The sequence below is a fragment of the Paenibacillus sp. 7516 genome (assembly GCF_002272715.1).
Taxonomy (GTDB): domain Bacteria; phylum Bacillota; class Bacilli; order Paenibacillales; family Paenibacillaceae; genus Paenibacillus; species Paenibacillus illinoisensis_A.
The window spans coordinates 429,631-451,793 of sequence record NZ_NPBI01000024.1; the positions used below are offsets into that span (position 1 = coordinate 429,631).

Below are 22,163 nucleotides of genomic sequence, written 5' to 3' on the forward strand. Positions count from 1 at the left end.
ATGGCGGCCGGGATGGAGTTCAAGTTAAACAATACCCTGAAGCGGGATCTGGAGAAGTACGCAGCACAGTATGCGGCAGAGCAGGAGCGGCAAGGCAGCCTGGGTGATGGACGAAGCAGCATCCATTACCCGGCCCTGTTTCTGTTTGTTGGTGACCTGGTCGAACCGGCCATGGCTGCAGTGCGCGAGATCAATCAGTTGAAGTGGGATAACGGAGAAGGTGTGGTGTATCTCCAGATAGGATCGGAGGGGCGGGAGGACCAAGGAAAACGGGAACATCGTGATTCATTGGAAGACGGTCAGGTGACCCGTCATATCCTGCCTCTATCTACCGAACAGGCTGGACGTCCTTCAAAGACCATGCGCAAGGATGTACACCGCAGTTTTCACGATTCGGAGCAGGCGCTCTTCGGGCTGAATCGCACGTTACGACGGGTGAGCAATCGGATCGCTGAATATGGACGACTGTATTCATCGTTTGACCGGATTTACGTAACCGTCGTGACAAGGGCGGATGATCCACTGAACGTGCTCCTGCCTGAACTGACCAAGCTGACCGAGACTATTCTGGCCCAATCATTCAAGTCGGTCCAGACCGATCTGCATGTACTGGTCAGCGAGATGGAGCAGGTGGATTCCTTCGGATATGCAAGTGCAGCCGGACTTGCCTTTTTGCGGGAACTGGATTATATGCAAGCACTGGACTATACGTTCAGCGGTAATCTGCTCGTAACGGAAGATGGGATTTCCATTCCCGTTGTGCATCCTTCTTCGCCTCTGTTTGATCTCGTCTATATCCTGTCTGACAAAAATGAGCGAGGAACCGGCGTGACCGGGGGATGGATAGAGAATGCCGAGATTATCTGCCGAATCAGCCTGCTGAAGAACCGGAAACAGGATCCGGATGCGCTCGGTGCGGTTGCAAGCACAGGGGCCAATACCTACAATAATACGTCGTTCAAAAACAACATTCGTACGACCTCGGATCAGCACGGTTATGCGAGTGCGGGTTTTGCCGAGATCAGACGGCCCAACCAACCGATTGCGCTCGCGGTATTGTATCATCTATACCGCTATCTGTTGGGCCTTATGCGACAGGAGCCGGATTGGAGCATGAAAGACAAGCTTGCTTTCTTCGGCCTGGACGCTTCATCCGTTGAGCATAAGGTTGAAGGACTGCTGCACGAGCAGGATCTGGTGGGTGGCATGAGCGGCATTATGACGCATAACGTCAGCTTCTCCGATCTCAAGCCGTTATCACTGCGTGAAGCGGAGCGGGCGCTATTCGGTCAGGGTGCAGAGGCGTACTTTCGTGATAACATGGTACGTCCGGCGGAAGAACGTCTGCGTCAGCGCAGCAGCCAGGGCTCCCTACTCCGCCGGGCAGAGCAGTCACGGACAGAGTACCCGGAGATTGGCTATTTCCAATGGGCTTCATGGAGTGACAGCAGCCCTGGGAGCGTACGTGAGGCCTTGCTGGGACTCATTCGCGACAAATCGGTTCAACTTGATTCAGCACGTGCCCTGCTGGAACAGCGGCAGCAGGAGCAAGTGGAGGATCAGCCAATCAAGCGGGCATTGTTCCGGGACAAGCAGAATGTACGGAATCTGATCGATTGTTTGTTGGAACGCGTGTATGTGCCCAAGACAGAGCTGTTACGACTGGAAAACGAACTGCAATTGCTTCGTATCTACGATTCGGAGATGGAACAGCTTCATAACTTCAGTCGCGATGTAACGACAGCACTCGAAGCGCTGGAACGTACGCTCCGTGAAGCGGCAGAAGAGCGTATCGCGGCCGCGGATGAATATATCGGACAGAATGTGATGGAGTATTACGGGAAGGTAACGGAAGCATTGATTGCCGATTTGGAGGCCAAGCGGGGCCGGGATGTTTGGTTCGAGGAGCGTTATATGGGAGACATTAACCGGCTTGCTGCCGAAGGCAACGAGCGTCTGCTGCAACGTCTAATGGAGGTATGCCATACGCTGCTTCTCACAGCAGCACCGCTGAGGGTCCCTTTTGAGGAAGAACTGCTGCAGCGAGCGAATGTAACGATTACCTATGGGGACAAAAACGTATTGACCCGCGATGATCTGTTCCGCAGGTTATACCGTACGCTGGAAGATCAGGCGGTTGTGAGAATACGGGTATTCGATTATACCCAGGAACACCGGTATGAAGAAAAGTATTTCTTTGGCGATCATCACAGTGCTTTCATGGATTACGCGGCGCATGCCGAGGAAACGTCCCGCATCTATAAGCTGGGAGTTGTGTACGAAGAACGCAGCAGTGGTGTGGAAAAGTTGAACCTGATGGGAGGGTTCCATCTGGAGGATCTGATGGTCTATCGCAACGGCAAGGTGTATTACGACTCCTATACGGAGAACGGTTATGAGCTTCATCCAGCAGGCCTGGCTGATAAGCTATCACCTATGCGATAGAACGACATGTCATGATCGACTCCGGTATTAATTCAGCCTATGATGGGCTGGTTTGGAAAGGATGCATGCGAACATGCAGCGAAAAATCAATCTTCTCCTGGTCCTGTTCAGCCTGATTGGCGGAGCCGTGGGATTTGCGGCAGGAGAAATCATGCTGCATCAGTGGCTTGGGGAGATGCCCCGCCTGCTGCTGATGGGATTATACTTCGGCGTGCTGGCGCTGAGCGTAGGTCTGTTCTGTCTGCTCGCCGAGATGATCTCACCGAAGCTTAATGGAGCTTCCTGGAAGCTGAGATATCTTGGCTTGTCGTGGAAACTGCTCGTTCCAGCAACACTGGTGTTCCTGTTTGTCGTTGGGCTGGTCTTTCAATTGCTGTATCAGATCAATCCAGGCGGCGTGAAGCAGGTGAAGGACATTGTACTGATGATCGATAACTCGGGCAGCATGTCGGAAACGGACCCGGATAATGGACGTTTCGAGGCAGCCAAGACGTTGATCAGTCAGATGGAAAGTGACAAGCAGGTCGCTGTTATTACATTTGATGATCAGCCGCAGTTATTGCAGCCTTTTACTGCATTAGATAGTGAGGCGGCAAAAGCAGAGGTAAACGGTAAGATCGACGGCATTGTCACAACATCGGGCGGTACAAACTTCGATGCCGTGCTCCGGGAAGCCATGGAGCAGATCCAAAACAAGCAGGATCCAAAACGCGGTACCGTAGCTATTTTACTGTCGGATGGATTCAGTGAAGCAGATACTTCGGATATCTTATCCCAGTACGCGAACGAGCAGATTGCCGTGAATACGGTAGGTCTGAGTCTGGTTGACCCATCGGGTACCGATTTGCTGCGCAGTATCGCTCAGCAGACAGGTGGCATGTACTATGACGTGCCGGATTCCGGTGGTCTCAGCATGGCATTTCAGCAAATTTACGATACGATTGATGAACGGACGCTGGTGACGGAACGTACAGGCATGATGGAACACAGTACCTATCTGGCCATCTTCCGCGTTGCTGCTATGCTATTGATTGGTGTAGCACTGGGCGTATCGCTTGGGCTGGTGTTTGATAACCGCCATCTGGCCGTCAGCTTCGGCATCGGTGGAGCGGTCTCAGGCCTGCTAGCAGGCCTTTTGCTGGAGTGGGGACTGGACGGTTCTTCTGTAGGGGATGCATTGGTGAGACTGGGTGCGATGTTCATATTATCTGGGGTACTCACCCTGTTCACCTGGATTATTCCGGTCAAGGAGAATACGCCGCGGAAGAGCAAGGGTCGCCGTGAGGCAGGCAGGGGAAATCCGACCGCAGACGGATTCGGTCAGCGGGGGAGAGACACACGCAGCAAAGGATTTTAAACATCGGGAGGTTGGCGACACATGCGATATGCAGATGCGGACCCTTCGGTACCTCTGATTCGCAGACTTACACTTGCTGTGGATGATGGTTACTGTACCCTGCGCTGGCTCTGGCCCGAAGGCGTAGAAGCCGTGTACGTGGAGCGGTTGGAGCTCGAAATGGTCGAAGGTGGACAGAGCAGGGATCAGACTGTGAATGGCAAACTGAAACTGTATACGAGAGAAGAATACAAGGCGAGTAACGGATATACAGACCGGATGACAGGATTTGGTGCCATCCGGTACACGATACATGTTTGCCGAATGGACGAAGACGGTCCTGTGCTGCTGCGCCAGCAGAATGACGAGAATACGGTCATCGCCAGTGCAGGGAAAGCGGATATCCGTTTCTCCATTCGTTACAAAAGCGGTTTTTTTCAAAAAAGGAAGACGGTTCTCATGACTGTGACGGCTGAAGTACCCGTGCCGAAGGAAGCCCTCTGTTATGTTCGCAAGCAGGGCGGAGTTCCTCTCAATAAGGAAGATGGCACGGTTTATCCTTTTGTCAGTGATTTTAATCCAGGGAAAAATGAGATGCCGCCCGTGGAAGTGGCCAAGGATGACTATGTGAGGCTGTTTTTCACGGACGGACCGAGATACGGAGCCGTTTACCGCCTAATATCAGACTAGATGAATGTGAGGCAGTTCAGTCTGCCTGAACAGGGAGGGGAGTGGCTATGAGCTTTTTTAGTCGGTTTTTGAAGAAACAGCAGCCCGTAGAACGGCCGCTGTTTTACGATATAGTCTGTCCGTATTGCTTCAGCAAGTTTTCGCCGGAAGAAGTAGTGTTCCGGGCTGCGCATCACCGGGATGACGATGAGGATTATGCACTGGGGGAAGATGCGAAGCTTAATCGGTATCGTGAGCGTTTTGGGCTGGACACGGTATTTGATATGGAGGCCGTTCTGGCTCCGCATGATGTGCCTGAGGAACATCGTATTTATTCGGATAACATCGTGATGGGACTGAACGACCGATATGGTGTGGTTACACGGCGCCGGCTGTGCCCGCATTGTCATAATGAGCTGCCCGTGACGGCAGGCAAGGCACCGAGCAATATCATTTCCATTATTGGGGCATCCCAGGTAGGAAAATCGGTGTATATGACATCGTTAATCCATACGCTTCAGCATTATACGGCTGACCATTTTGATGCGGCCTGCATGCCGCTGAATGCGGAAATTAGCCGCAGATTCCGCGCAGATTACGAAGAACCGCTGTTCGAGCGGGGAGATCTGCTGGATTCCACGCAGAAGGAGAAGCTGCAGGAGCCGTTTATTTTTCAATTTGTATTTAAGGATGAAGATAAAGCACCGCTGACATTGGTCTTTTTTGATGTGGCGGGTGAAGGTATGGTCGAGCAGGATTATCTGGGTCTGCATGGTCAGCATATCAAGAACTCAGCGGGCATTTTGTTTATGGTGGATCCGCTCCAGATTCGTTCCATTCGGGACAAAATCCGCATTAACCTTGGCAACGAGCCGGGCGAGTGGACGCCAAGGTATGATGAACCACGCGATGTTGTGTTGACTTTGTTCGGTGATTTTATCGCTTATCAGGATAAAGCTAAGACAAATATTCCGACAGCCGTTGTGCTTACCAAGAGCGACATGCTGCATTCTCTTAAGGATGAAGAGGGGGATTATATCAAATCCAACAGCAATGTATTCCGCAATATGGTACACCGCGATTGGTTCGATCTGACCGAATTCGAGAATATCGACGGGGAAATTCGGCGCTTTATCGAGAAGGTGGACCGTCCGTTCAAAGGCACGATGGATGTGTACTTCAAGGATACGGCCTATTTCGCGGTATCTGCGCTGGGCAGTAATCCGGTGGATATGAAGCTGCAGGGCGTCGTGAGCCCCATCCGTGTGGACGAGCCCTTTCTATGGCTGCTGTACAAGCTGAAGTACATAGAGGGGAGAGTGGAATAATGAGTTCTTCCATGACCCCGCCTATTGAACAGCAGATGTACACAAGAGAGCGGCGCGGGGTGTTTCGCACAACGGAGGGGTTCGATACGGTTGCGGCATCGCCGGGACTGGACCCTTCCTTTATCAAGAAAGTACTTCATCCCTTTTGCGTCTATGACGCTCCAGCAGAATTAACAGGGCGAAGCGAGAAGGACCAGGCGAAATTCCCGCCATCCATCCATCTGATTCATCTGGAGAGCGGGGAGACGATCCTTGGTCAAAATGTGTACCAGTCTGCTGATTTTACCGGGCTGCGCAGCGCCTTTTTTGCACACAACTATGTCCTGTCACCGGAACGCTTCGAGGAACAGATGAAGCAGGGGAATTGGCTGGATACCGTATTTGCCACGTCATATGACATCGAACAAGGCACGGTATTGCCTGCCCTGATGGAACTGCCGGGTGCACCACTGAATGGCCGAGTGGCCGCCACCAGAGCAGGAGCAGGCACAAGTGCACGCTCCGTAGCGCCAGCAGACCTGCTGGCCTCACTGAAAATGAACGAAACTCTCTTCAAGCGCCTGCTCTATGCCGTCATGCAGGCAGTAGCAACCCGGCGGAAGGTATATATTGCACTCGATCTTCCTGCCGAGGAGATCACAGCCGGAGCCAAGGAGCTGCTTCGTCTGCTCTATGCCGCACTGCCCTATGCGTTTAGGCGGCAGCTCGGCTTTATGACATTTGCCAAGGAGCCTCAGGCCAAGAAGGGAGTCCATCTTCAGTTTGTAGAGCGGGGCACGCTCCGTCCAAAAGACCGGAATACGGAGAAGGACTTTACCTTCGACTTGGCTACGGGCAGGGTAACCCATGCGGAAGTATCGGTTGCCCAGCTTCCCTATGCGGAATTTGCCTGGTCGCTTCTGCAGGAGCCAACTCATGCGGATGCTTTTTATACTTTTGCAGACGAGATGTTATCCGGCACCGAACCGGGACGTGAGCTTTCTATCCAGGCCTATGGGGAATTGTCCATGTTTTATCGTCTCGAGCAAGGGATGGAAGATCTCTACCTAAATGATAAAGGCGGGGTCCTGAGCGGGCTGCTTACCTATCTGAAACCCGAAGGCGGAGTACAACTTCGTTCACGTTTGAACGAACTGTTCCTCACTCTGCTCAGCCGGGAACTGGACAGTGTCAAAAGAGAGAACGTACCTGAAGAGACGGTTGCCTCACGCATCGCGGAATATTTCCGCGTCGCTGCGCCTCTCGTTCAATCCCGCATCGTGGATTATTTCATCTATGCGGTGAACAATGCCAGATCTCAGAAGCGGATGAGGGCGGTACAGGAATTGTATGATCTGCTCGACCGCGATTCCGGGCTGAGTCGTGCATTCTTCGATAAGGTACTGGCCAATGAATCACTGACAAAACTGCTGTTTGAACCTTATCTGGACAATCAGCTGAAACGTACCGAGACCGCTTCGGATGTGATCGGCGTGATCGAACGCTGGGTAACCACGCATACATCTGCGGTTTACAACAGCTTCCTGCTTGACCGGACAGCGACAGAGCTGCGTGAACGATTATGTTCTGCGCCGAATCCGGTGCATGCTGCGAGTGAAGCACTTAAGCGTGTTAGCGTGCTGGATCACCTTTCTTCTGACATGCTCGTGGGTGATGGAATTAAGGCCCGAATTGGGCAGTCTCAGACGGTCACCCGATCTGGCCGTTCGAGTGGAGCCGAGTCAGCGGGATTATCCGCATATCAGGAAGAACTGACACGCCTGGCTGACAAGCTGGCCTATGTCATTAACCTGTTTTTGATTCAGGATCTTGATCTGGAACGGGTGAACCGTGAGCAGTTACTGAGCATTGATATTTTGCTGCATGACAGCGAAGTACGTGATTGGGCGGCGCGTCAGGGACAGGATGTAACGGCTCGTACAAACATGATGCTGGCAGCCAGAGCATGGCTGAGCGGCGAAGACCGTGAAGAAGAGGTACTTGAGTCACTTAGCCTTGCGGAGCGGAATGAACTTCAGCGTTGGGTACGCAGATGGCTCGCAGGGGAACTGCGGGATCAACCGGGAACACCTGCATATGAGGCGCTTCCGCTGGCTTTCTACCGGGGAGGAAGCGGCAGCAAACTGGACTATGCTGGGCTGATTGAGTTTGTCCGCAGTAGTGCTGGCAGTAAGGAAGTATTGTATTCATTTTTTGAATGGTCGGGGAGCGAAAGGTTGTTCATACGGAGTTCCCAGGCGAGCAAAGCCTATTCAGATGCCATTGTAGCCTATTTCAAAGATCATGACCGTGAAGCCTTCAAGTCCAAGTCGGCATTCAAGCCGTATTACACGAGAGCGAGTAAAACAATGAAGCCGGTCTATGATCGGGCCAAGAACGAACTTTCATCACCGCTTGTGCGCATGCTGACAGGCAAAAGAAAAAATCTTTTTCTAGGGTCTGTTATCGTTATCCTGATCCTGGGGATCGCCGGGGTAACGTATGCCCTGACGAATAAGACGGACGCGCCAGAAGAGGCAGCGCCATCGACACAGGAACCTGTGGTTCCGGCAGAGCCCGAGGTACAGTTAGCTGAGCAGATCGCCTATGTCATTCGGGGAGCCGAGGTGGATGGCACGACGACCGAAGCGCAGCTCGTAATCCGTTTCATGAATGAAGCGGACAGCAATGCGTTATTGCCAGGTCCAGTTCAATTAACTTTGAAGGATGGCACAACGCTGGAGATGGATGCTGCGTCGGACTGGGAGAGTTTTAACCGGAATGAGGACCCGGATACGGAAGGATCAGCTGAAGATGGGACTTCGTCTGAGGGAACGTCCGGGGATACGTCTACAGGATCTACAAACGAAGATCAGCAGGGAGAGGAGCCTGTTCAGGGGACAGATTCGACTACGTCAGATGACTCTGCTGCAGATGCAGCGGCAGGTACAGAGACGAGTGGAGATGCGTCCGGTTCTGCGGACACGAATGAAGATCTTGGAGAAGGAACAGGCACCACATCGTCCGAACCTTCAGGGACAGCAGGCGAATCAGGAGCGTCCTCTTCAACAGAATTGACGCCTGCTGAGGCGGACCGTCTGTATCCTTATGGTCAGCAAGTGCCGCTGCCTGATGAGGTTAATCCGGAAGATATCGTAAGTGTCCAGAGCGGTACAATGGTTATCCAATTGGTGCCAGAGCCTAAGCTGTAGGAGCGTTATGATTTGTTTTTAACCCAAATGAAATTATTGCAGGATGACCTTCGAATGTAAATCGGGGTCATCTTTTTTTTGATTTTTCCTGCTCCCAATCTTTTAAGGACGATCTTATTTGAGTAGATAATGCAAATCATGCAACTTTCCGGTTTCCTGGGATGTCTGACAAGAGAGGGGCCTATTCCAAAACTGAAGGAAAGCAGGGGAACCATAATGCGTTCATATTTTATATTGATGATGTGCATTGTACTCTTTGGTTGTTCGAATGATGCAAGCAGGGATGCTCAGCCGGATCACATTCAGTTAGAAGATGGGGGCTCATTGACCGCAACGAAACAAGTTGGGGAATACCTGCTTCGATTGGTCGTTCAGCCGGCAGGTGAGAACACGTATATGTTTCACTCAGGTATTAAGTATGTGGGGACGGATACGAGCCATACGATTGCTCACTCCAAACACGTGTTTATGGTGGATATACAGGCGAACGGGGAGTCGATTTTACCTCCAAGAACAACAACTAATATAGGTCTCACAACGGAATTGACGAATGAGGATTGGTACACGGAACCGTATGAAATAACACTGACTCAAGCACAGCTCGAAAAGATGGATGGATCAGAAGCCAACATTGTGCTGCATGCCTATTTTCAGGGCGGACAGTCAGGTTATGAGGACGAGAAGAAGATGATTTTAAGTGCTTCCCAAGCTCTGCTGCAGGAAGAAGAGTAGATTCTTCTTTTGTTCACAGATCAGACACAACTTCTGGATTCATCATTTTTGGACAATCCCCAACAGGGACCAACTGCACGTATACGTTGAGAAAAGCTCTCACATAAATGAGGCCAATTCCGATCGGAAAGTCCACTGAACTGCCATATAATCGCTCCAAACAAGCAAGAAGTTTGGTATTTCTTATTGACAAATGATAATGATTATCAGTATCTTTGTTATAGAAGATTTGTTGCGCCGGAAATACGCTGAACATATAAATTCGTTTTCGTTATCGATAGCCGGAATACATAACCGGGATAAATGAGAGAGGGATGATCGCATGTTTCGTCTGGAGACGTCCAAGCTGGATATCGCTTATGAGGAAAGACTGATTGTTGAAGATCTGAATATTCAAATTCCCCAAGGAAAAATTACAGCGCTTGTTGGAGCCAATGGTTCAGGTAAATCAACCATCCTGAAGACGATGGCACGGATCATGAATCCAAAAGCAGGTAGTGTTTTGCTCGACGGGAAGTCCATTCATAAGCAATCCACCCGTGAAGTAGCCAAGCAGCTTGCGATTTTGCCGCAGAATCCTACAGCACCAGAGGGACTCACAGTAACGGAACTGGTATCCTACGGAAGATTTCCTTATCAAAAAGGCTTCGGTTCCATGCGTGCTGAAGACAAACGCATGATTGAGTGGGCCATCGAAGTAACGGGCATGACGGAGTTCCACGACCGCCCAATTGATCAATTGTCAGGCGGACAGCGTCAACGTGCCTGGATTGCCATGGCTCTTGCACAAGAAACAGATATCCTGTTCCTAGACGAGCCGACAACGTTCCTCGACATGGCTCACCAGCTTGAAGTTCTGCAATTGCTGGAGATGCTGAACGAGACCGCGAACCGCACCATCGTTATGGTTGTGCATGATCTGAATCATGCTTCCCGCTATGCCCATCACATGATCGGTATTAAAAAAGGTAAAGCAATTGCTACAGGCTCCCCTGTAGAAGTCATGAATTGTGACGTGCTTCGCGAAGTGTTCAACATTGAAGCCGATATCGTGATTGATCCACGTTCCGGTGTGCCGCTGTGCCTGCCATTTGCTCTTGCCGGCGAACGCCAGCAAACGGCAGCGCCAGAGCAAATGGTGATGAATGGTGCCATGATGAATGCCGCTGGACGTTCCGAACAACTTGTTCGTACCGCAACAGGAAGTTAATACAGTGGACCATTGGTGGTCTTGAAATATAGAATAAGCCGCTTTGCATTTATGCAGGCGGCTCATTCGCATTCATGGGAGGCATGCTGAAATGGGAGCTATCAACTATACCTGGTTACAGCAATATGGAAGAATCACAACCGAACCTGGGGATGAACCAGTTTGGGAAATTCACATGACCGAGCTTAGACAACCGGAGAAGGCGAGAGAGCTGCTGGATGTATATAATAAACATCTTCAGGCAGATTCAATCCGATCCGCAGCGGTGTACTTCATGCATTCGGTGCGTGGGCTAATGCTGGGGATTCATTATATGACGGCATTATGTGATACATGGCTTGATCTATCACTGGAGAACATGAAGCTGCAGCTCGAAGTTCAGGATGGCCGTGCAGCCTTTCGTTTTCAACTGCTGGATGGAACAGAACATTCTCAACCTGCACCAGTGAATCTCATAGATGCAGCACAATCCTCTTGGCGCAAGGATATCCTAACCGCATACTACACGGAGCAGCTTCGACCCTTGATCGAAGGGGTTGCCTCTGCCGGAGAAGCGAACCTTGGTCAGATGTGGTCACAGCTTGCCTCCATGCTCCGTTGGTACAAGAACACAGCGTTACAAATGAACATCGAAGAAGCTGAGCGAGAAGCGGTGATGGAAGGGTATGAACATGTCATTGCTCTACCTGCCGGTCTGCTCGGATTGAAGAAGAATCTGTTATCGTTCAAGCCCGTAGAGATTGATAATCCACATCAACCGGGAGAGACCATGCTGATGAAGCCCGTGTGCTGCCTGCATCACCAGGTGTATGGAGGCCAAAATTACTGTTATAGCTGTCCCAAACTCAGTAAGGCCGAACGGCAGAAGCGTTATGATGACATCATGGCAGCTAAGTCCGGATAACAAGCAGAAGGCCTCAAGGCTGAATTTGGTAATTGGTGAGCACCGGGTCTATAATATGGAGACAGGCGCTGTATTATGTTGTGTGCATACAAGGTAATGACGGCTGCCCCAAAACCAACATCGATCATGGGAGGAATCAGTCATGTCCGTATATTCATATCAGGCCGTAACGCCAGCCAATCAGGAAGTATCACTGGATCTGTACCAAGGTAAAGTTCTTGTCATCGCCAATACGGCCAGCAAGTGTGGATTGACTCCGCAATATGGAGAGCTGCAGAAGCTGTATGATCGTTACCGCGATCAGGGTTTGGTAGTACTGGGTTTCCCTTGTAATCAGTTTGGAGGACAGGAGCCGGGTACAAGCGAGGAAGCCGAATCCTTCTGCCAAATAAACTATGGTGTGAATTTCCCTGTATTCGCCAAAGTGGACGTGAACGGCGAGGATGCGCATCCTTTGTTCCAGTATCTTCGCCAGCAGCAGCCAGGCGCAGCTGAAGACGACACGATTCAATGGAATTTCACCAAATTCCTGGTCAATCGTGAAGGTGAAGTGGTGGGACGCTTTGAACCCAAAGAGTCTCCTGAAGCGATGACTGCAGAGATTGAGAAACTGCTGGGATAATCAAATAAAACAGATCAAGCCTGCCTCCAGTTGGAGGACAGGCTTTTTTTGAAGCTTTTATACTGGGAGGATTTACGGGAGCGGTTTGCTTAAATTGTAATATCCCTGATCCGAGGCAAGCTGCAGGAGATTACGGGCATAGTTTCCTGCCCAGGAATAGCCGTGCCGCCGCTCCTCGCTGATCTCCATAATATCCATGTACTTCTTGCCGTCGCGGTCCGCGTAGAAGGGCACATCTTCATCTACATTGTAGAAACGGTACCAGATTACACTGGACGGGTCAGGCTCGAAATACACGGGTCCCTGACGATTATATTTGGTTCCATCCTCTCGGACCTGGTCAAACCAGCGGAGGGCGCTTTTGGCTGCGTGTTCAATCTCGGGTGTCTGAGGCCTGGACATAAGAAAAGCCGTGATGGCTACAGATTCGGATCCCGATTTCGAGGGCAGTTCATAGGCTCTGCCGGATACAGGCGCATAGGTTACAGGGTCATGCTGGGCACCCCAAACTGTAGGCACACCGCCGTTTTTAATTTGAGCTTTCAATGTATATGCGATTCCTCGATCCAAGGCTGCAGCCAGTTTCGACCGTGTATCCTCACTCAGAATATCGTTATTGAAGCCTTTACGCTTCTCAATGATATCGTCGATGAGTACCATGGTTCGCACCATGGCATTGTCATTATATGTAACGCTGTCGGAGTAATTGCTCCGTTGTGGATAAACCTGAGGCCATCCGCCAGAAGGATATTGGGAAACGAGGATAAAATCCACTGCTTTGCGGACACTGTCCCGGAAGACGGGATTGCCCGTCTTTTCATACATATCAGCCAGGAAGCGGATCTCTGTTGTGGTTGCATCATTATCAAACGTTCCGAGCTCTACACCTTTGGGGTCTTTCCAATCTGAACGCGGCGTCACCCCGTCCCATGAAGATTTGTATTTCTCCTCCATTGCTTTGAAGAATCCACCATGGGGCAGCTGCCAGGATACAATGTTTAGCGCATATGCGGTGTCCTTGGCCAAGTCCCCCGTAGAGAACGTGCTGTAATCCCTGAACTTATTCAGCAGTGAAGATACATCAACCCCTGCAGAAGTTTTGGAGGATAACACCTCGGTTTTAATGGTGACAGGCGGGGAATCTGCAAAAGCAACCACGGGCCTGGCGATATCTGCGGTCAACATGGCGATAATTGCAGTGACAGGAACCAGTGTTAATGAAACAGAGATGGAACGTTTCTTCAAAGGAATGCCTCCCAACATAATTGGTATTCTATTTATATAAAATCCAAATAAAGGGTCAATAATATTGTAAGCGCTTTCTGAGGGAAAAATCAACTGATAAGCTTAAAATTATATATTTGTTATCGTTCAGCCACCAGCCTAACTATGCGGTGAGGATGAGGGCCTTTTTTCTCCAAAAGGTTCAATAGCATAAACCGTTATTGGTCAGGGGACAATAGGTCTTAGAGGTTGAAACAGCGGCTCGTCCACAGGGGCGATATCCTATTTTTTAAAATTTTTTAAGAAAACACTTGTAATGTGAAAAAGATCACATTATAATGAGTACATGAAGTGAAATAAATCACAAACTCACCAAGTTGGTAGTGAATGTTTTCACGTAATCGTTTAGTTTCATTAGTGAATGTATTCACAAGACAGTAAAACCATTGTCGATTTAAATCTCAGGAATCAAGCGCAGCAAACTGATAAATGAAGCACGGTTTATATTTTATAACTCCAAGGGGGACCTTTATTATGAAAATCGCAGTTATCGGATGTACACATGCAGGAACCGCAGCCATCGTTAATACCGCCAAATTGTACCCGGATGCTACCATCACGGTGTATGAGCGCAATGACAACATTTCCTTCCTATCTTGCGGTATCGCCCTTTATGTCGGCGGGGTTGTGAAGGATCCGGATGGACTGTTCTACTCTTCGCCAAACCAGCTGGCTGAGCTGGGTGTAGTCACCAAGATGCTGCATGAGGTTACAGCAGTGGATGCCGCGAACCATAAACTTCAGGCTAAAAACCTGAAAACAGGGGAAGAATTTGAAGATACGTTCGACAAGCTTATTGTGACGACAGGATCATGGCCGGTCGTTCCTAAACTCGAGGGAATTGAGATGGAGAACATCTTGCTCTGCAAAAACTACAACCATTCCAATACGATCATCGAAAAAGCCAAAGAAGCTAAACGCGTTACCGTTGTCGGTGCAGGGTACATCGGTATTGAACTGGTTGAAGCATTCCAAATGAATGGTAAGGAAGTCACCTTGATCGATAGTGTGGACCGGATTCTCAATAAATATCTGGACCCCGAGTTTACAGATGCCATTGAGGACACACTGACTGGACGCGGGATCAAGCTTGCACTGGGTCAGACTGTACAGAAATTCACCGGAGAGAATGGCAAGGTAACGAAGGTCATCACATCCAAGGGTGAATTCGAGACAGACCTCGTAATCCTGTGTATTGGTTTCCGTCCGAATACCGAATTGCTCAAAGGCCAGGTGGATATGCTGCCGAACGGTGCGATTATCGTGGATAAATATATGCAAACAAGCCAAAAAGACGTGTTCGCTGCAGGTGACAGCTGTGCCATTCACTATAATCCAACAGGCAAGGCTTCTTACATTCCACTGGCGACCAATGCCGTAAGAATGGGTACACTGGTAGCTCGTAACCTGGTTCGTCCAACAACGCCATACATGGGTACACAAGGGACATCTGGGATTAAAATTTACGACCAGAATATTGCAGGTACAGGGCTGACCGAAACATCTGCTACAGATGACGGGCTGGTAGTGGAAGCTGTAACGCTTGAAGATGCTTATCGTCCGGAGTTCATGCCAACGGCTGAGAAACTGCTGCTCAAAGTCATTTACGAACAGGCTACACGCCGAATCGTTGGAGCACAAGTGATGTCCAAGGCGGATCTGACGCAATCGATCAATACGATCTCGGTTTGCATCCAGAACAACATGACTGTAGATGAGCTAGCCTTCATCGACTTCTTCTTCCAACCGCATTACAACAAGCCATGGAACTTCCTGAACTCGGCTGGTCTTCAGGCTTTGCCTCCAGTGGAAGCGAAAGCACCAGCGATGGTGTAACTAATGAATCCGAGAACTGCCGCAGAAATGCGGCAGTTTTTTTATATAACTTGATGTAGTTGATTCTGGAAATGAGTGCTATATTAACAACAGGTTAGAGGTCATACTGCAATAGATATGAACATAAAGGAGTGGTTCACAACATGCTTACAAATACAATATCCGAACTCAAAGTTCTGCTACAATCGGTACCTCGTTCGTTTCTTGCACTGAATCCAAATGAACTTGTACAGCCACGCATGGAAGGAAAATGGTCCCGTCTTCAGATTCTTGGTCATTTATGTGATTCGGCTCTTCATAACGTAAGCAGGTTTGTCCAAATGCAGCATCAGACCGAACCATTGTCTATAACGCCTTATCATCAAGACCAATGGGTAGAGAGCCAACAATATGTCAGTGCACCGATTGAAGAGGTGTTAAATCTCTGGATCAGTCTGAATCAGTCCGTCATTCGTGTTCTATCCAGCATGCCGGAGACAGGGGAATCAGCAACGTGTGTCTTACCTGATGGAAGTGTGGTTACGATGGAATGGCTGGCACAAGATTACGTCCAGCATCTGAAGCACCATCTGCAGCAAATTTTTGGTGAACATCATAACCTGGGAACAGAATAATTAACCAACCAGCCGCACTCAAGCAAGAGAGCACGGAAGCTGGGACAAGGGGACTTTTAGGACTTTGTGATAAAAGTAACAAACTTGCCGAACCCTTCGCGATACAATGAACATATCAACGATGTAAGCTGATTTCGTTCATGAACAGTGAAGGAGAGGATGGCATGGCGGCAAAAACACCTCTTGAGGTTGCACAATATACGGTGAACACAGGGATGAAGAAAGGACAGAACCAGGTGTCCTCTGTGCTCGTTCTCAGTTTCCTGGCAGGGGCATTTATTGCGCTTGGGTTCCTGCTGGATATTCGCGTGATTGCCTCCGTCCCGGCGGAATGGGGCAGCTTGGTTAACCTGATCGGTGCAGCGGTATTCCCTGTAGGCTTGATCATGGTATTGATTGGCGGGGGAGAACTCCTGACAGGCAATATGATGGCAGTACCGCTTGCTACGCTAGCCCGTAAACTGTCCGTAGCCAGCATGCTGAAGAATCTTACTTTGGTCACGATCGGAAACTTTTTGGGTGCACTGTTCGTGGCATATGCGTTCGGGCATGTGCTTGGTCTCACAGGAGAAGGAGTATATCTGACCAAGGTTGTGGATATGGCAGGACACAAGCTGCATGACGGCTTTCTACAGGCGTTTATATCCGGAATCGGATGTAACTGGCTGGTAGCCCTGGCGGTGTGGCTGTCTTACGCTTCGGATACGATGAGCGGCAAGGTGCTCGGTATCTGGTTTCCGACGATGGCCTTTGTCGCTATTGGCTTCCAGCACGTGGTTGCCAATATGTTTCTTATTCCGGCTGCCATCTTCGAAGGGCACTACTCATGGGGGCAGTACATCATGAACTTTATCCCGGTATGGCTCGGTAATCTGACTGGAGGCGCATTGTTCGTTGCGGCTGCCTACTGGATGGTGTACCTGCGGAAGGCCGAACCCGAGGTCAAAGCGGTTGTTCAGCCAGTAGAGACGGAGGCCAGACCGATGTGGAGCAAACAGGCATAATCACTCGTACAATTTCAAATGTATATATAATCAGCGATCCCTTACTGCCATGAGGTCACGGTGTATGTTATACCGTAAGCCGGCGAAGATGGGATCGCTTTTTTTGCAGACAAAATAAATTCGCCATGACAAGGTTCGGGGGAACGAAACCTGTTCATGGCGAATTTCGGGAGTGGTCCATGATATGGCATGAGGAGGAAGTGGGGAAACACTAACCTAATGCCTTGTTTTTAATTTACCCCTGAATTTCGAGGATGAATCATGGGGCCAAAACTTTTTTTTAGATTAAATGCATCAAGCCTGAGCGCACAAAACATGACTGTTCTCTTTACGTCATAACCTCCAAAATTATATGATGTAAGGATAGTTTTAAATGGGGAGGACTTGTACATATGATCGATCAGGAGAATGGCGTGTTTCCGGCGGTTTGCCCGCTTGACTGCCCGGATACTTGCGGCCTGCTGCTTCATAAGGAGAACGGTAAAATCGTGAAGGTGGCGGGTAACCCTGACCATCCGATTACGAAAGGTGCCATCTGCAATAAAGTCAGAAACATGGCAGAGCGGGTATATCACCCCGAGCGGCTGCAATATCCGATGAGACGTGTCGGCGCGAAAGGTGAAGGCAAGTTCGAACGTATAAGCTGGGATGAAGCTATCCATGAAATTACGGGAAAATTCAAATCTATATCTACGAAGTACGGCTCGGAGAGTATTTTGCCATACAGTTTCTACGGCAATATGGGGATCCTTGGAGTGGATGGGATGGATCGTCGTTTCTTCAATGCGCTTGGTGCTAGTATGCTGGAGCAAACGATCTGCAATGCGGCCGGGAATACCGGATGGAAATATACGATGGGCGCCAATCGGGGAACTTTGCCCGAAGATACGGAGCATTCGGACCTTATTCTGGTCTGGGGAGGCAACATTGTCAGTACAAACATGCACCAGGTTGTCCTGGCTGAGAAGGCCCGCAAAAAAGGTGCTCAAATCGTGGTCATCGATGTTCACCGGAATCGTACAGCTCAGTGGGGAGACTGGTTTATTCCGCTCTACCCGGGAACAGACAGCGCACTCGCACTGGGACTGATGAATGTACTGTTTGACCGGGGCCTGACGGACGAAGCTTTTATGCAAAAGTATACTGTGGGTCATGAGGCACTGCGTGATCATGTCCGCGGCTATACCCCTGAACGGGTTGCGCGCATCACGGGTGTACCGGAAGCGGATATCGTGAAGCTGGCTGAGCTGTACGGAAACGCACAGGCGGCACATATTCACATCGGCAACGGTCTTCAGCACCATGACAACGGAGGCATGAATGTACGAAGCATTGCCTGTCTGCCTGCCATCACGGGACAATGGCTGAAACGAGGCGGCGGAGCGGTACGCACCAACAGCTATGCGAGCACCAATAGCGATGCGCTGGAGCGTCCAGAGCTTCGGAGCAATCCGGAGGCGCGGGTGGTGAACATGAACCGGATTGGTGAAGCATTGCTGGAAGCAAAGCAGCCAATCCGGGCACTAATGGTCTACTGCAGCAATCCCCTGGTGGTGGCACCGGATACCGAGCGGGTGGAGCGAGGTTTTGCACGGGAAGATCTGTTTACCGTTGTGCATGATCTGTTCATGACGGATACGGCCAAGTATGCAGACATTGTGCTGCCGGCCAAGTCTTCGTTTGAAGCAACCGATCTGTATACGTCCTACTGGCATCAGTATGTTCATTTGCAGGAACCGGTCATTGCCCCAATTGGCGAGAGCAAGAGCAATGTGGAACTGTTTTCGCTGCTGGGACAGGCGATGGGATATGATCCTGAGATTTTTGGTGAGACACCGGAACAGATGATTGCGGACGCCCTGACGGATACAGGTAATCCTTATATGAACGGAGTAACGTTGGAGGCCCTTCAGGAGCATCGTTTTGTGAGACTGGACATGTCGTCGCATGAATCATTCCTGGAACAGCTGCCTACGCCATCCGGGAAGATCGAGCTGTATTCCGAAACGATGGCAGAGAGAGGCCTTCCGCCGCTGCCTACATATCGTGCTCTAGTTGAAGGGTATGACGGGGAACATCCGGCCGGACCTGATGATGTGCATCCGCTTATGTTCCTGTCGCCACCGAATCACAATTTCCTGAATTCAACCTTTGCCAATACGGAGAAGCATCAACGTATGGAGAAACTGCCCATGCTGCAGATTCATCCGGAGGATGCGGCTCACAGAAACATTGAAGATGGCGATGCGGTGGTTGTATGGAATGACCGGGGACGGATCGAACTGACTGCCAAGGTGAGCGAATCCATGCTGCCGGGTACGGTGATCAGCCAAGGCTTGTGGTGGGATGGAAGCGGTCGGAAACAGCGGGTGAATTCACTGACATCGGGTCGGCTGTCGGACATGGGCAACGGGGCAACGTTCTTCTCGGCCACTGTCGAAGTGAAGCGTCAATGAGTGTGCTTGCAGATTGAGGCTTTTCAGGTAAGATGAACAAGGGATAAACCTTGAAGCAAGAATAAAAGGCAATGTTTAATATACAAATAGCCTCCGCTCAGGTAGTTTAAGCCGCCGTGAGTGGAGGTTTGTTTTGTTCGTTTATGGTAGTAAGGAGAATGAAGATGATGAGATGGCTGGATACATATCCAAAAGAGGTTAAAGTATTTTTGCTGGCAAGTCTGGTTAACGCGACAGGCAGTGCCCTGATGTGGCCGCTAACCACAATGTACGTATTTGATGAACTCGGGCGGACGATGGCTAATGCAGGATTCGTCATTTTGATCCAGTCGCTCGGCGGCATCTTCGGCCAGCTGCTCGGCGGTGCATTATATCACAGGGTCGGCGTGAAGAAGCTGATCATTGGATCGCTTGCCCTTAATGCACTTGGCCTGTTTGCCCTGCCCTGGATTAGTGCGTACTGGGTTGTATTTATATGTGCCATGGGCTGGATCGGCTTGTTCAGTTCCTTGTCGCTGCCTGCGATTCAGGCCTTTATTGGCTTTCGGTTTGCGGAGCGGCGGGGAGAGCTGTTCAATATTATTTATGTGGCGAACAACATCGGTGTAGCGATTGGGACGGCACTCAGCGGTTTCTTGGCCGACTTTTCCTATCACCTCAGCTTTGTACTGAATGGCGTGACCTCTGCCGGGTTTGCAGTCTTCTTCTGGTACTATCTGTCGCGTGTGGATACCGATCAGGGAGAAATGCATCTGACGAAACGGAAAACGGTCCAGAATGGTCCCGGGATCTGGGCGCTGCTTGGCAACACCAGGTTATACCTGTTTATGAGCCTGGGGGTATTGTTTATCCTGTTTGGCAATTCCATCTGGAACACAGGTGTATCGCCGTACATTATCTCCGAAGGGATGGAGAAACGAATGTACGGACTGCTCTGGACACTGAACGGGGTTCTGATCTTCGTGGGCCAACCGTTCACGAGCTGGGTTAAACGCACCATGGCCCGTACTTCCACTGCGCAGATGGCAGCGAGTGCGATATTCTATGGATTGGCTTATATCGTCATGATTACGATGTACAGCTATCAGGGCATGGTATTTGCGATGGTGCTGGCGACCTTTGGAGAAATGCTGATCTCACCTGCAACCCCTGCCTTTATTTCCGACCATGCGGGCAGAGCTGCACCATTTTATATTGGAGTATCCGGCGGGATCGGATCGATTGGTCGTGTCATCGGCCCTTATGTGATGGGTGTGATGTATGATAAACAGGGCTTGATTTCTGTAGCCTGGCTGGCAACGGCGATGGCAGGGGTGGCACTGCTCGGTTTTGCACTTCATGCCGTCCTGAATCGCCACCGCGAGGTGAAGGAGTATGGGTTGGATACCTAGAGTCTTCGAGGTGGGAGTATCATTGGAGCAGACATGTTGGACGAGTGAAAGATCCATCCAGCATGTCTGCGTGTTCCGCAAAATTGGGATTGACAAAAATGTGTTTTTATGCTATAATTTACATATTGCTTAAATCCGTATATACTAAGGTTCTCCTGGCCAGGGGGACCTTATTTTGTTATGCGGGAGGATAAATATGAAGCCAAATGAATCCAGCATTACTTCTTTGATCTCGGCCTTTGGCCGCGCCTATCACAGCCAGTACGACACACCTCTAATTTTCAATGATCACATAGCCAAGGCTCTGATTTCTCCACAGGAGTTTGAACAGATTCGGGAGAATATGGTGCAGGGCATTCATTTCTTCAATCCCGAGATGGTCGATATGGTGAAGGAGGACCCCGATAAAGTATTGAGGTGGATCACCCAAGTCCAATTGTCTCCCATTGCTTTGGCGAGGGCAGCCTATTGCGAGCAGGTGCTGCTTCACGAAGTCAACCTGGGAGCCAAACAATACGTCATTCTGGGAGCCGGAATGGATACTTTTGCGTTAAGAACCCCGGAACTGGGCGACAGGCTGAATATTTTTGAAGTTGACCATCCAGCCACGCAGCAGTTTAAGAGTGATAGGCTGAGTTGGGCCAATTTGTCGATCCCGGACAACTTGCACTTGATCCCAATGGACTTCGCGCATGGGTTTGCTTATGAAAATCTGACCAGCAAAGGTTTCAAAAATCAGAAAACGTTCCTCAGCCTGCTTGGCGTTTCGTATTACCTGTCCAAAGAGGTATTGTTCAATCTTTTGCGGCAGGCTTTCGCCAACCTTCCGTCCGGAAGCTCGATGGTACTGGATTATGCAGATGAACGACTCTTTGAGGAGAAAGGCATCTTTAATCGGGTAGAGAACATGTTGAAGCTGGCTGTGTCCTCCGGGGAGCCAATGCAATCCTGTTTCGCGTATCACGAGATCGAGCAAATGCTAGCCGATGCAGGACTGCTCATCTATGAGCATCTGACACCAGACGATATCCAGGAGAGATACTTCAACAATCGTACAGATGACTTGACTGCGTTTGAGACGATTCATTTTATCCATGTTGTAAAAAAATAGCTAATTTTAGGGTGTAGCTTGGCATACTCT

16 protein-coding genes are annotated in these 22,163 nt (G+C 50.0%); 15 read left to right on the plus strand and 1 reads right to left on the minus strand.

All coding sequences use genetic code 11. The features are described 5' to 3' along the window. The 9 genes from CHI14_RS21520 (at position 1) to CHI14_RS21565 (ending at position 12,437) form a co-directional block, all read left to right on the plus strand. Positions 1–2,445: a transcription initiation factor TFIID gene (locus CHI14_RS21520; protein ID WP_095291098.1), complete on the plus strand. Its 2,445-nt coding sequence runs from the start codon at positions 1–3 to the stop codon at positions 2,443–2,445. 73 nt (positions 2,446–2,518) lie between these two features. Beyond that, positions 2,519–3,802, plus strand: a complete 1,284-nt coding sequence (locus tag CHI14_RS21525; RefSeq protein ID WP_095291100.1) for a vWA domain-containing protein — start codon at positions 2,519–2,521, stop codon at positions 3,800–3,802. A gap of 21 nt (positions 3,803–3,823) precedes the next feature. Next, complete coding sequence (locus CHI14_RS21530; protein ID WP_095291102.1) at positions 3,824–4,471, plus strand: beta-mannanase; 648 nt, start codon at positions 3,824–3,826, stop codon at positions 4,469–4,471. A gap of 47 nt (positions 4,472–4,518) precedes the next feature. Beyond that, positions 4,519–5,778, plus strand: coding sequence for a TRAFAC clade GTPase domain-containing protein (locus tag CHI14_RS21535; protein ID WP_095291103.1), 1,260 nt, complete (start codon positions 4,519–4,521; stop codon positions 5,776–5,778). Then, complete coding sequence (locus CHI14_RS21540) at positions 5,778–8,969, plus strand: GAP1-N2 domain-containing protein (RefSeq protein ID WP_095291104.1); 3,192 nt, start codon at positions 5,778–5,780, stop codon at positions 8,967–8,969. Before CHI14_RS21535 ends, CHI14_RS21540 begins: the two co-directional genes overlap by 1 nt. A gap of 237 nt (positions 8,970–9,206) precedes the next feature. Then, positions 9,207–9,701: a hypothetical protein gene (locus tag CHI14_RS21545; protein WP_170948216.1), complete on the plus strand. Its 495-nt coding sequence runs from the start codon at positions 9,207–9,209 to the stop codon at positions 9,699–9,701. Between the two features lie 322 nt (positions 9,702–10,023). After that, positions 10,024–10,911: an ABC transporter ATP-binding protein gene (locus CHI14_RS21555; protein ID WP_095291107.1), complete on the plus strand. Its 888-nt coding sequence runs from the start codon at positions 10,024–10,026 to the stop codon at positions 10,909–10,911. 91 nt (positions 10,912–11,002) lie between these two features. Continuing rightward, the gene (locus CHI14_RS21560) at positions 11,003–11,815 is read left to right on the plus strand and encodes a ferric iron reductase (protein WP_095291108.1); all 813 of its coding nucleotides are present in this window, start codon (positions 11,003–11,005) and stop codon (positions 11,813–11,815) included. A 142-nt stretch (positions 11,816–11,957) separates the two neighbouring features. Then, positions 11,958–12,437, plus strand: coding sequence for a glutathione peroxidase (locus tag CHI14_RS21565; protein WP_095291109.1), 480 nt, complete (start codon positions 11,958–11,960; stop codon positions 12,435–12,437). 72 nt (positions 12,438–12,509) lie between these two features. Here the strand turns inward: CHI14_RS21565 and pelA are convergent, their stop codons facing one another. After that, positions 12,510–13,682: a pectate lyase gene (gene pelA / locus CHI14_RS21570; RefSeq protein WP_249281197.1), complete on the minus strand. Its 1,173-nt coding sequence runs from the start codon at positions 13,680–13,682 to the stop codon at positions 12,510–12,512. Positions 13,683–14,195: 513 nt separating this feature from the next. Between pelA and CHI14_RS21575 the strand changes: the two genes are divergently transcribed. The 6 genes from CHI14_RS21575 (at position 14,196) to CHI14_RS21600 (ending at position 22,133) form a co-directional block, all read left to right on the plus strand. Further along, positions 14,196–15,557 carry an FAD-dependent oxidoreductase gene (locus CHI14_RS21575; RefSeq protein WP_095291111.1) on the plus strand — a complete coding sequence of 454 codons (1,362 nt, stop codon included), beginning with the start codon at positions 14,196–14,198 and terminating at the stop codon, positions 15,555–15,557. A gap of 143 nt (positions 15,558–15,700) precedes the next feature. Next, positions 15,701–16,171: a DinB family protein gene (locus tag CHI14_RS21580; RefSeq protein ID WP_095291112.1), complete on the plus strand. Its 471-nt coding sequence runs from the start codon at positions 15,701–15,703 to the stop codon at positions 16,169–16,171. A 164-nt stretch (positions 16,172–16,335) separates the two neighbouring features. Then, positions 16,336–17,175, plus strand: a complete 840-nt coding sequence (locus CHI14_RS21585; RefSeq protein ID WP_095291113.1) for a formate/nitrite transporter family protein — start codon at positions 16,336–16,338, stop codon at positions 17,173–17,175. A gap of 392 nt (positions 17,176–17,567) precedes the next feature. Then, the gene (locus CHI14_RS21590; protein WP_095291114.1) at positions 17,568–19,631 is read left to right on the plus strand and encodes a molybdopterin-containing oxidoreductase family protein; all 2,064 of its coding nucleotides are present in this window, start codon (positions 17,568–17,570) and stop codon (positions 19,629–19,631) included. Between the two features lie 167 nt (positions 19,632–19,798). Continuing rightward, positions 19,799–21,022, plus strand: coding sequence for an MFS transporter (locus tag CHI14_RS21595; RefSeq protein WP_095291115.1), 1,224 nt, complete (start codon positions 19,799–19,801; stop codon positions 21,020–21,022). 196 nt (positions 21,023–21,218) lie between these two features. Further along, entirely contained in the window at positions 21,219–22,133 is a 915-nt protein-coding gene (locus tag CHI14_RS21600) for a class I SAM-dependent methyltransferase (RefSeq protein WP_095291116.1), read from the plus strand. The last annotated feature ends 30 nt before the right edge of the window (positions 22,134–22,163 follow it).

Excerpts from the sequence above, each read along its gene's own strand:
- CHI14_RS21520 (WP_095291098.1), top strand. The coding sequence starts at position 1 with ATGGCGGCCGGGATGGAGTTCAAGTTAAACAATACCCTGAAGCGGGAT.
- CHI14_RS21525 (WP_095291100.1), top strand. The coding sequence starts at position 2,519 with ATGCAGCGAAAAATCAATCTTCTCCTGGTCCTGTTCAGCCTGATTGGC.
- CHI14_RS21530 (WP_095291102.1), top strand. The coding sequence starts at position 3,824 with ATGCGATATGCAGATGCGGACCCTTCGGTACCTCTGATTCGCAGACTT.
- CHI14_RS21535 (WP_095291103.1), top strand. The coding sequence starts at position 4,519 with ATGAGCTTTTTTAGTCGGTTTTTGAAGAAACAGCAGCCCGTAGAACGG.
- CHI14_RS21540 (WP_095291104.1), top strand. The coding sequence starts at position 5,778 with ATGAGTTCTTCCATGACCCCGCCTATTGAACAGCAGATGTACACAAGA.
- CHI14_RS21545 (WP_170948216.1), top strand. The coding sequence starts at position 9,207 with ATGATGTGCATTGTACTCTTTGGTTGTTCGAATGATGCAAGCAGGGAT.
- CHI14_RS21555 (WP_095291107.1), top strand. The coding sequence starts at position 10,024 with ATGTTTCGTCTGGAGACGTCCAAGCTGGATATCGCTTATGAGGAAAGA.
- CHI14_RS21560 (WP_095291108.1), top strand. The coding sequence starts at position 11,003 with ATGGGAGCTATCAACTATACCTGGTTACAGCAATATGGAAGAATCACA.
- CHI14_RS21565 (WP_095291109.1), top strand. The coding sequence starts at position 11,958 with ATGTCCGTATATTCATATCAGGCCGTAACGCCAGCCAATCAGGAAGTA.
- CHI14_RS21575 (WP_095291111.1), top strand. The coding sequence starts at position 14,196 with ATGAAAATCGCAGTTATCGGATGTACACATGCAGGAACCGCAGCCATC.
- CHI14_RS21580 (WP_095291112.1), top strand. The coding sequence starts at position 15,701 with ATGCTTACAAATACAATATCCGAACTCAAAGTTCTGCTACAATCGGTA.
- CHI14_RS21585 (WP_095291113.1), top strand. The coding sequence starts at position 16,336 with ATGGCGGCAAAAACACCTCTTGAGGTTGCACAATATACGGTGAACACA.
- CHI14_RS21590 (WP_095291114.1), top strand. The coding sequence starts at position 17,568 with ATGATCGATCAGGAGAATGGCGTGTTTCCGGCGGTTTGCCCGCTTGAC.
- CHI14_RS21595 (WP_095291115.1), top strand. The coding sequence starts at position 19,799 with ATGAGATGGCTGGATACATATCCAAAAGAGGTTAAAGTATTTTTGCTG.
- CHI14_RS21600 (WP_095291116.1), top strand. The coding sequence starts at position 21,219 with ATGAAGCCAAATGAATCCAGCATTACTTCTTTGATCTCGGCCTTTGGC.